Annotated in this window: 9 protein-coding genes; all 9 read right to left on the bottom strand. The window is 70.4% G+C overall.

The window, feature by feature from the left end; translation table 11 throughout:
• The coding region (locus tag AB0N07_RS37670; RefSeq protein WP_365843102.1) for a carboxyl transferase domain-containing protein at positions 1-1,103 on the bottom strand (1,103 nt) is incomplete at its 3' end.
• A 7-nt stretch (positions 1,104-1,110) separates the two neighbouring features.
• Positions 1,111-2,544, bottom strand: coding sequence for an MFS transporter (locus AB0N07_RS37665; protein ID WP_365843100.1), 1,434 nt, complete (start codon positions 2,542-2,544; stop codon positions 1,111-1,113).
• A 14-nt stretch (positions 2,545-2,558) separates the two neighbouring features.
• Complete coding sequence (locus tag AB0N07_RS37660; RefSeq protein ID WP_365843098.1) at positions 2,559-4,865, bottom strand: SDR family oxidoreductase; 2,307 nt, start codon at positions 4,863-4,865, stop codon at positions 2,559-2,561.
• A gap of 2 nt (positions 4,866-4,867) precedes the next feature.
• Positions 4,868-5,830 (bottom strand): aromatase/cyclase, encoded by a 963-nt coding sequence (locus tag AB0N07_RS37655; protein ID WP_365843096.1) that lies wholly within the window; start codon positions 5,828-5,830, stop codon positions 4,868-4,870.
• A gap of 63 nt (positions 5,831-5,893) precedes the next feature.
• Entirely contained in the window at positions 5,894-6,715 is an 822-nt protein-coding gene (fabG, locus tag AB0N07_RS37650; RefSeq protein WP_365843094.1) for a 3-oxoacyl-ACP reductase FabG, read from the bottom strand.
• Between the two features lie 20 nt (positions 6,716-6,735).
• Complete coding sequence (locus tag AB0N07_RS37645; RefSeq protein WP_365843092.1) at positions 6,736-6,993, bottom strand: acyl carrier protein; 258 nt, start codon at positions 6,991-6,993, stop codon at positions 6,736-6,738.
• Between the two features lie 90 nt (positions 6,994-7,083).
• Positions 7,084-8,295 carry a ketosynthase chain-length factor gene (locus AB0N07_RS37640; RefSeq protein ID WP_365843090.1) on the bottom strand — a complete coding sequence of 404 codons (1,212 nt, stop codon included), beginning with the start codon at positions 8,293-8,295 and terminating at the stop codon, positions 7,084-7,086.
• Entirely contained in the window at positions 8,292-9,563 is a 1,272-nt protein-coding gene (locus AB0N07_RS37635) for a beta-ketoacyl-[acyl-carrier-protein] synthase family protein (RefSeq protein WP_365843088.1), read from the bottom strand. Before AB0N07_RS37635 ends, AB0N07_RS37640 begins: the two co-directional genes overlap by 4 nt.
• Positions 9,560-9,886 (bottom strand): TcmI family type II polyketide cyclase, encoded by a 327-nt coding sequence (locus AB0N07_RS37630; RefSeq protein ID WP_365843086.1) that lies wholly within the window; start codon positions 9,884-9,886, stop codon positions 9,560-9,562. Before AB0N07_RS37630 ends, AB0N07_RS37635 begins: the two co-directional genes overlap by 4 nt.
• Between the last annotated feature and the right edge of the window lie 60 nt (positions 9,887-9,946).

Genomic DNA, 9,946 nt, shown 5'->3' with positions numbered 1-9,946 from the left:
CACATCTGGACGAAGCGCGCAGCTTTTTCCGATGCCTCGATGTCCAGGACGCCGGCGAGGGTCTGCGGCTGGTTGGCGACGATGCCCACCACCTGGCCGTCCAGGCGGCCCAGTGCGCAGATGATGTTGCGGGCCCAGCGCTCGTGGACCTCCAGGTACTCGCCGTCGTCGACGATCTCCTCGATCACCTTGGCCATGTCGTACGGCCGGTTGCCGTCCGCCGGGACCAGGTCGAGCAGCACGTCGCTGCGCCGGTCCGCGGCGTCCGTGGACTCCACCCGCGGCGGGTTCTCCCGGTTGTTCTGCGGGAGGAGGGAGAGCAGGTAGCGGACTTCGGCGATGCAGGTCTCTTCGTCGTCGTAGGCGAAGTGGCAGACCCCGGAGGTCTCGGCGTGCACGTCGGCACCGCCCAGGCCGTTCTGGGTGATCTCCTCGCCCGTCACCGCCTTGACCACGTCCGGGCCGGTGATGAACATCTGCGAGGTCTCGCGGACCATGAACACGAAGTCCGTCAGGGCCGGAGAGTACGCGGCGCCGCCGGCGCAGGGGCCGAGCATCACGCTGATCTGCGGGATGACGCCGGACGCCTTGGTGTTGCGTTGGAAGATGCCGCCGTACCCGGCGAGCGCGGAGACACCCTCCTGGATGCGGGCGCCGGCGCCGTCGTTCAGCGATACCAGCGGGGCGCCCGCCGCGATGGCCATGTCCATGATCTTGTGGATCTTGGTGGCGTGGGCCTCGCCCAGCGCGCCGCCGAAGATGCGGAAGTCATGGGCGTAGACGAAGACCGTGCGGCCCTCCACCGTGCCCCAGCCGGTGATCACACCGTCCGTGTACGGCTTCTTCGCCTCCAGGCCGAAGCCGACCGCGCGATGGCGACGCAGCTGCTCGACCTCCTGGAAGGAGCCCGGGTCGAGGAGCAGCTCGATGCGCTCCCGGCCGGTCAGCTTCCCCCTGGCGTGCTGGCGTTCGGTGGCCTTCGGGTTCGTTCCGTCCCGGGCCTCCTCCTTGAGCAGCCGGAGTTCGTCCAGGCGTTCGCGCACGTTGGGCGGCGAGGCTGTCCTGACGGCCGGGTCGGCGGTGGTTGTGTCGGTTGCGAGCATGGGTCTCTCACTCTCGTGTGGAACCGTGGTGGGCGACCACGCGGTCCGCGCCGTACGGCAGGACGCCCACCAGGGCGACGGCGAGGATGGACAGGGCGGCCGTCCGCTCTCCCGCGCCCGAGGCGACGACCGCGGCGACCACGGCCGGGATCAGAGCAGCCGCGAACTGAACGGCGGTCTGGTACAGGGCCGTGGCGGTCGCCCGCTCGGATGCCGCGATCCGCGACGTGGCCTGGATGTTCAGCGCCGCGAAAGCCAGCACGAATCCGGCGCCCATCAGCAGCAGCGACGGCAGTACGTCGGTGGTGTAGCGGACGGTCGTACCGGACGCCCGTACGGCGTACAGCAGACAGGCCGCCACCGGGCACAGCGCTCCCAGGGCGATCAGCCGAGCCGTGCCGAACCGCTTCACCAGCCGCTGCGTCAGCAGCGTGGTGACGACCACCGGGGCGCTCGCCGGCAGGAAGGCCAGCGCCGTCTGCCAGGGGGACCAACCGTGCTGGGTCTGCAGGCGCTCCGTGGCGAGCAACAGCAGCCCCAGGTAGGAGCCGTTGAGGGCCGCTGCGCCGAGCATCGAGCGGACGAGCATGGTGTTGGCGAGCACCTCGATGCGGATCAGCGGCTGCCGCGCGAACCGTTCCGCGGTGACGAAGACCGCTGCGAGCAGCGCGGCGAGTGCGAAGGCGATGACCGTGGGCGGCGCGGACCAGCCGGCCCGGGAGACCGACATCACCCCGTACACCAGCGCTGACAGCGCTCCGGTGAAGGACGCGGCGCCGGTCGCGCCGAAGGACCGCCCTGTCGACGGACTCGGCTCGTCGACCGGTACGAGCCGCAGTCCGAGGACGAGGAGGACGAGTACGGCGGGAGCGGGGAACAGGAAGGCCCACCGCCAGCCGACCCCGGTGAGCGCCCCGGACAACAGCAGTCCGGAGGTGAACCCGGCGGCGCCGAAGAACGCGTACACCGAGACCGCCCGGTCGCGGTCCGGGCCCTCGCGGAACGCGGCACCGATGATCGCGAGGCCGGTGGGAGCGGTCAGCGCGGCACAGCAGCCCTTGACGAACCTCATGGCGATCAGCAGCCACGGCTCGCTCGTCAGCCCGGCCATCAGGGAGGCGGCCGCGAAGGCGAGGAGTGCGGCCAGATAGACCCGGCGGCGACCCAGCCCCTCCACCACACGGGCACCGAACAGCAGCAGCCCGCCGAACCCCAGAGCGAACCCGCTGACCAGCCATTGCGATGAGACCAACGGCATCCTGAGGTCCGCGCCGACCGAGGGCAGCGCCACGATCACCACGGACACCTCGAGCGCGTCGATGAGCATGTTGCCCGCCAGCACGATCAGCAGGCCCCACTGCCCCGCACCCCACCGCCCGGCCGTCGGCCTGGCTTCGGGGGATCCCCACGCTCCCTCTGCAACACTCCTGGGTCTCGTCATCGGTGGTCCGTCCTTCAGCCGAGCAGCGTTCCGCCGCTGGCGTCGATGAACGCCCCGGTGACCCAGCGTGCGTCGGGGGAGGCGAGGAAGGCCACGACGTCGGCGACGTCCTGCGGCTCCCCGACCCGGCCGAACGCCGACAGCTGCGCCATCTGTTCGACCGCCTCCGGTATGTCGAACACGGGACTGCCGTTGCGGGTGATGCCCGGCGCCACGCTGTTGATGGTGATGTTGCGTGGTGCGAGGAACTTGGCGAAGTGCAGGGCGAGTTGTTCCACCGCTCCCTTCGTCATCGCGTACGCGATCTCGTCGGGATTGGCGAAACGGGTGAGGCCGGAGGAGATGTTGACGATACGGCCCCCCTCGGTCAGGTTGGCCAGGGCCCGCTGGATGATGAAGAACGGCGCCCTGACATTGACGGCGAACAGCCGGTCGAACTTCTCCTGGGTGGTGTCCTCCACGGAGACACCGCCCATCACCCCGGCGTTGTTGACGACGATGTCCAGATCGGTCGACCCGGTGCGCTCCTTCAACCCCTGTTCGAGGGCGAGGAACAACTCGTGGACGTCGCCGGGCACACCGAGTTCGGCCTGCACGACGAAGGCCCGGCCGCCGTCACTCTCGATCGACGCGACGACGCCCTCGGCCGCCGCCACGCCGGTGGAGCAGTGCACCGCGACGAGCGCCCCCTCCCGGGCCAGCTGTTCGGCGATCGCGCGGCCTATGCCCCGGCTCGATCCCGTGACCAGTGCCGTCTTGCCGCTGAGCCTGTTCATGTCGTGTCTCCGTTCGGCTGGGGGGTTTCGTGTGGTGCGTTCGACCGAGAGGTGTCGTGTGGCGCCGACGTGGTCGAGCCGCGCCGGCTCGCCGAACCAGGTCCGCAGGGCCGCGACCAGTGGTTCCGGGCCGGGAGGTCCGGCCGAGGCGATCCAGACGACATGGCCGTCCGGACGGACGAGCACGGCGTCGCTGCCGGACAGCCCGACGGTCTCGGGTCCGGCCGCCAGGACGTCCACCCGGTCCGCCCAGGGCGCGGCGGCCCGGCGCAGCCGCACGTGGTGTTCCGGGTCGCCGTAGGCGTCGATCAGCAGGCCCCGCCCGGAGCGCACGGGGTGACCGTGCGCCAGGCGGGCGCCCAGCAGCGAATGGCCGCCGGTGCCGGTGTCGTAGCGGATGTCCAGGCCGGATATCGCCCCGGCCAGCCGTTGCCGGACGGGTTCCAGGGCGATGAGTTCGGCGAGGACGCAGCGGGCGGCCTCCACCTCCGGGCCGCCGAGCAGCAGCAGCGCCTGGGCGTTGATGTTCGCCAGGACCCGTCGGCCGACGGCGTGGCGTTCCGTGTGGTAGCTGTCGAGGAGTCCGGCTGGTGCCCGGCCACTGATCTGGAGGGCCAGTTTCCAGCCGAGGTTGACCGCGTCCTGGAGGCCGAGGTTGAGTGCCTGGCCGCCGATGGGCATCTGCTGGTGGGCCGCGTCGCCCGCGAACAGCACGCGGCCGTGCCGGTACCGGGCCAGCTGGCGGGAGGCGTCGTCGAAGGAGTTCACCCACAGCGGTGTGCCATGGGAGATGTCCTCGCCGGTGACGCGCCGCCAGGCGTCGCGGATGTCGGCGAACTCCGGGTCCCGGGTGCGCTGTGCTGCGGCGCTGCCGAACTCGTGCACCATGACCCGGGTGACCCCCTGCGGACTGCGGGCCGCGATGGCCAGCCCGCGCTCCAGCCGCTGGAAGCGCCGGGCCGGGATGTCGATCCCGGCGACATCCGCCCGGATCAGCTCCCGGCCGGCGTCCCGGCCGGGGAACTCCGCCCCGGTGAGCCGGCGGACCGTGCTCTGCCCGCCGTCGCAGCCGACGAGGTACAGCGCACTGATCCGGACCGGCCCGGCGGGTCCCGACACCTCGGCCTCCACCCGGTCCTGACGAAGCGTCACCGAGGTGAGGGCGTGACCGCGTCGGAGACGGGCGCCGAGGGACAGGGCCCACTCCTGGAGGACCGCTTCCGTGCGGACCTGGGGGGCCTTCCACTGGCCGGGGTACGGGCCCGGCAGTGTCAGGTCCAGCGGGATGCCGCCGAAGTGGCCCGTGACGTCGTTCGGCAGTTCCCCGAAGCCGTTCAGCAGCGCCCGGGAGGCGAAGATCTCCATGGTGCGGGCGTGCAGGGTCGACGCACGTGACTCGGTGGTCGGTTCGGCCCTGCTCTCCACCACGACGACGTCCACCCCGCCGAGCCGCAGTTCCCCGGCGAGCATCAGCCCCACGGGACCCGCCCCCACCACGACGACCTGGGTCTCGATACGGGGTTGTACGTCAGCTGCGCCGGCCATGCTCAACCCTTGGCTTCGGCGTAGTCCCTGGCGTGGCCGAGCGTGGCCAGGCTGTTGGTGCTCAGCGCGCCCTGGACGTACTCGCGGGCCTCGGCGACGCCGGCCTCGGGGCCGAGGACGCGGGCGATGTTCTCCGGGTTGATCACCACGGTGTGCTGCGAGGACGCGGTGGTGACGACGGTGCCGTCCGCCTCCTCGTGCTCCACGAACGTCCAGTAGCCGGTGTGCAGGGACATCAGCGCGGGCAGGGTGATCTGCTTGTACGCGATCTTGTGGTGGGGGAAGGTCACCCGGATGGACTTCGTGGTGTGCGTGGAGCCGTCCTTGGCCCGGGTGTCCATCTCCAGGGTCTGCAGACCGTCGGCGTCTTCTTCGAACCGGACCTTGGCCACGTGCGGCAGTCGCTCGGCCCACAGCTGGGCCTCGTTGACGAAGTCGAAGGCGTTCTTGGCGGAGCCGTTGATCCGGACGCTGTCCTCGAAGGACAGCAGCAGCTCCCGGGACTGGGCGACGGCCAGTTCCACGTTGCCCTTCAGAGCCGCCAGTTCGGAGCGGGAGTTGCGGTCGACGGCGTTGTCGATCCACTCCAGGCTCTTCGGGTCGTCGTCGACCGCGCGGTAGTCGTGCAGCAGACGGATCCGGGACTCGCTGTCCGAGAGCGTCTCGATGACCCAGGTGCCGCCCATCGTGGCCACCGGAGGGGTCGATATCGTCTGGCGGAAACCGATCCGCAGGGCCTCGGGGTCGAGGGTGCGGCGCGAGGTCCAGTTCTTGGGCTCGCCGTTGGCGGTGGCCCAGATCCGGATGACCTCCTCCTTCTCACCGCGTTCCACATGGTCCACGTGGATGGTCGGTGGGAAGATCCTCGGCCAGTTCTCGACCTCGGCGATGAGCCGGTACACGTCGGCGGCCGGTGCCGCCACGACGATCTCGTGCTCGACCTCGCGAAGTGCGCTGGGGGGCATGTCTGTTCTCCTTTCCGGCGGGATCCCAAGGAGCCCGAGGGGCGGGTGCCGTACGGTCGGCGGTCAGAAGTTGCCGAGGCCGCCGCAGACGTTGAGGGCCTGCGAGGTGATGGAGGCAGCGGGGTCGGACGCCAGGTAGCCGACGAGACCGGCGACCTCTTCCGGGCTGGAATAGCGGCCGAGCGGGATCTTCGCGGAGAACTTCTCCATGATCGCCTCCTCGGTGGTGTCGTAGGCCGCGGCATAGCCCTGCCGGACGCGCTGCGCCATCGGCGTCTCGACATAGCCCGGGCAGACCGCGTTGACGGTGATGCCGGTCGGCGCCAGTTCATTGCCCAGGGCCTTGGTGAAACCGACGACACCGTGCTTGGAGGCCGAGTAGGGGGCGCCCAGGACCACGCCCTGCTTACCGGCCGTCGAGGCGATGTTGATGATGCGCCCGCGCTTCTTCTGACGCATGCCGCCGGTGTTGAGGACTTCCTTGGTCATCCGGAACACGCTGTGGAGATTGGTGTCGATGACGTCCTGCCACAGCTCCTCGTCGATGTCGGCGGTGACCCCACCACCGGACCGCCCGGCGTTGTTGACCAGCACGTCGACGGTGCCGAAGCGCTCGACGGCGGCTTCGACGAACTGTCGCACCGCGTCCGTCGAACGGACGTCGAGGACGGCGCCGTCCACGTCGAGGCCTTCCTCGCGCAGCTCCTTGACGGTGGCGGCGACGTTCTCGGCGTTCCGGGCGCCGATGAACACCCGATGGCCGGTCGAGGCCAGCAGCCGGGCGACGGCGAGCCCGATACCGCTCGTGGCACCGGAGACGAGCGCGACCTTCTGCGACGTTTCGCCGACGGTGTCCCGCTGTTCGGTGACAGGGGTGACGGTCATGTTCTTCCTCCGTGCTCGGTTCAGGCCGCGGCGGCGAGGTGGCTGTTGACCAGGTCGATGAGTGCGCGCGGCGTCGTCACGTCGGCCATCGCCGACTCGTCCAGCGAGATGCCGTACTCACGCTCGATGCGGCTGCTGGTCTCCAGCAGGGCGAGGGACTCGTAGCCCAGGTCCACGAACTCCATGTCGAGGATCTCGCCGTCGAGGTCGACGCCGTCGTCGGCGCCCGCGCCTTCGAGGAGGATCCGTTTGAGGTCGGCGAGAGTGAACGGGGACATGTTTGTTTCCCTTCCGGTTGTCGGGGTGTGCGGTGGGGGGTGGTGTGTGAGGGGGCGCGCCCGGTCGGCGGCCCCGTGCCGTCGGGCGGGTCAGACGGCCCGTACGACGAGCGCGGAGTTGAAACCGCCGTGGCCGCGGGCCAGTACCAGGGCGCTGCGCACGGGAAGACGGCGGGGCTCGCCGATGACCAGGTCGAGGTCATGGTCGGCGGACGGTTCGACGTTGCTGGTCGGCGGTACGACACCGTCCTGGACGGCCAGCAGCGCGGTCGCGACATCGAGGGCGGCGGCACCGGAGTAGAGCCGGCCGGTCATTGTCTTCGGCGCGGTCACGGGCACTCCGCGCGGGCCGAAGACCGCGGTGATCGCCTCCGCCTCGGCGCGGTCCAGGTCCGGGATGGCCGCCGCGTCCGCGAACACCACGTCGATGTCCGACGGCTGTGCCTCCGCGTCCGCCAGAGCCAGCTCGATCGCCTTGCCCAGCCCCGGCTCACAGCCGGTTTCCGGCGCGGGGTCGAATGTCGCGGCGTAGCCGGCGATCTCGCCGTACACGCGCGCTCCGCGCCGACGGGCCGCCGCCGCGTCCTCCACGATCAGGATGGCGCCGCCCTCGCCCGGCACATGTCCCCGGGCCCGAGCGTCGAACGGCACATAGGCGCGCGCGGGATCGTCGCTGGTGCTCAGACGGCCGCCGGCGAGCTGGGCCACCCAACCCCAGGTGCAGATCGAGGCGTCGACACCGCCGGAGACGACGAGCGGGGTCCCCTTGCGGATCTGGCGCCTGGCCTGCGCGAGGGCGTCCAGTCCGCCGGCCTGGTCGCTCACGACCACTCCGCTGGGGCCCTTCATTCCGTTGCGGATCGAGATCTGGCCGCTGTTGACGGCGTAGAACCAGGCGAACGACTGGTAGGCGCTGACGTACTCGCTGCCCTGGGACCACAGTTTGCGCAGTTCGCCCTGGCCGAACTCGAAGCCGCCGGAGGAACTGGCCGTGACCACACCCATGTCGAAGGCGGGCAGTTCACCCGGCTCCACGCCGGCGTCCCGCAGCGCCCAGTCCGCCGCCGCCAGCGCGAGCTGGGTCATCCGGTCGGTCTGCGGGATCAGACGGCCCGGGATGTGCTCCTGTGCGACGAAGCCGGGAACCTCACCCGCCAGCCGCGCCGGATAGGGACTCGGGTCGAAGCGGGTGATCGGGCCGATCCCGCTCCGGCCGACCAGCGTGGCCTTCCAGTACTCGTCCGTGCCCAGGCCGTTGGGCGCGGCCACACCGAGGCCGGTCACCACCGCCGAGGCGCTCATGCGACCCTCCGGTCGGGCCGGGCCAGCACCATGGCGCTCTGGAAGCCGCCGAAACCGCTGCCGACGGTGAGCACGGCGTCCGTGAGCTGGTCGCGCGCCTCCAGCGGGACGTAGTCCAGGTCGCACTCGGGGTCGGGGGTGTGCAGGTTGGCGGTGGGCGGCACCGTGTTGTTCTCCATGGCGAGCGCGGACGCGGCGATCTCGATGGCCCCGATCGCGCCGAGCGAGTGGCCGACCATCGACTTGATGGAGCTGACCGGGGTCCGATAGGCGTGCTCGCCCAGGCTCCGCTTGAACGCCGCCGTCTCATGCCGGTCGTTCTGCTTGGTGCCCGAGCCATGGGCGTTGATGTAGTCGATCCGGTCACCGGGCATCCGCGCCTCGTCGAGTGCGACCCGGATCGCCTCGGCCATCTCCGCGCCGTCCGGCCGCAGACCGGTCATGTGGTACGCGTTGCTGCGCGTGGCGTATCCCGCGATCTCGGCGTACACATGGGCGCCGCGCGCGGCGGCACTCTCCAGCTCCTCCAGGACGAACACCGCCGCTCCCTCGCCCAGCACGAATCCGTTGCGGGTGCCGTCGAAGGGGCGGGAGGCCCGCTCCGGTTCGTCATGCCGGGGCGTGGTCGCCTTGATGGCGTCGAAGCACGCCATGGTGATCTGGGAGATCGGCGCGTCCGTGGCACCGGCGATCATGACGTCGACGGAACCCTCACGGATCAGCTCGACGGCGTGACCGACCGAGTCCAGGCCCGAGGTGCAGCCCGTGGACACCACCGTGCTGGGACCCCGGGCACCGACCGTCCGCGCGACCTCGGCGGTGAAGGAACTGGGCACCAGGTACTCGTACAGATGGGGTACGGCGTACTCGTGGTCGACGAGTTCCAGCCGACCGCCGTCACTGACGATCCGGTACTCCTGGTCGAGGCCGGTCGTGGCGCCCACGGCGCTGCCGATGGTGACGCCGACACGGAAGGGATCGTGGGAGTCGAGCTCGATCCCGCTGTCCGCGACCGCACCGCGCGCCGCGACGACCGCGAACTGCGCGGCCCGGTCCATGCGCCGTACCTCCTGCGGGCGCAGTCCGTGCATCTCGGGATCGAAGTCGATCTCCGCCGCGACCTGGGAGCGGAACGGCGAAGGATCGAAGAAGGTGATCCGGCGGGTCGCGGTCCGTCCCCCGCTCAACAGCTCCCAGAAGTTCTTGACACCGACACCGCCGGGAGCGAGGACCTCCATCCCGGTGATGACGACCCGTCGGCCGTTCACCGTGCCTCCCAGTGGTAGAAGCGGGTGGCCATGGCGTCGGCCGGGGAGCGCCAGGTCGCCGGGTCGTAAGCCTCGATGAAGGGCTTCAGGTCGTCGCTGATGGCGACGAACCGCGGGTCCGTCCTGGCCTCCTGGATGAGCCGGTCGCCGTTGTCCTCGGCGAAGTCCTGGAGGTGGAAGTAGAGGCCCCGGTACGAGAAGAGCTGACGGCGTCGGGTGCCCATGCGGTGGGGCATGTCCGTCGTGTCGAAGGTGCTGAACAGCTGTGCCACGTCAGCGCTGGAGTCCGGCGCCATCCGGGCGACGATCAGGGTACTGTGCATGCTTCTCTCGCTTTCCTCTGTTTTCCTTCGTTTCCTGCGGTTTCCGGTACGGGACACCGG

The organism is Streptomyces sp. NPDC051172, from assembly GCF_040682555.1.
GTDB lineage: Bacteria > Actinomycetota > Actinomycetes > Streptomycetales > Streptomycetaceae > Streptomyces.
The sequence above is the reverse complement of the archived record's forward strand: the minus strand, read 5'-3'. Positions and strand labels throughout refer to the sequence as shown.

Coding starts and splice junctions, on each gene's coding strand:
- AB0N07_RS37630 (WP_365843086.1), bottom strand. CDS start 9,886: ATGCACAGTACCCTGATCGTCGCCCGGATGGCGCCGGACTCCAGCGCT.
- AB0N07_RS37665 (WP_365843100.1), bottom strand. CDS start 2,544: ATGACGAGACCCAGGAGTGTTGCAGAGGGAGCGTGGGGATCCCCCGAA.
- AB0N07_RS37655 (WP_365843096.1), bottom strand. CDS start 5,830: ATGCCCCCCAGCGCACTTCGCGAGGTCGAGCACGAGATCGTCGTGGCG.
- AB0N07_RS37660 (WP_365843098.1), bottom strand. CDS start 4,865: ATGGCCGGCGCAGCTGACGTACAACCCCGTATCGAGACCCAGGTCGTC.
- AB0N07_RS37640 (WP_365843090.1), bottom strand. CDS start 8,295: ATGAGCGCCTCGGCGGTGGTGACCGGCCTCGGTGTGGCCGCGCCCAAC.
- fabG (WP_365843094.1), bottom strand. CDS start 6,715: ATGACCGTCACCCCTGTCACCGAACAGCGGGACACCGTCGGCGAAACG.
- AB0N07_RS37645 (WP_365843092.1), bottom strand. CDS start 6,993: ATGTCCCCGTTCACTCTCGCCGACCTCAAACGGATCCTCCTCGAAGGC.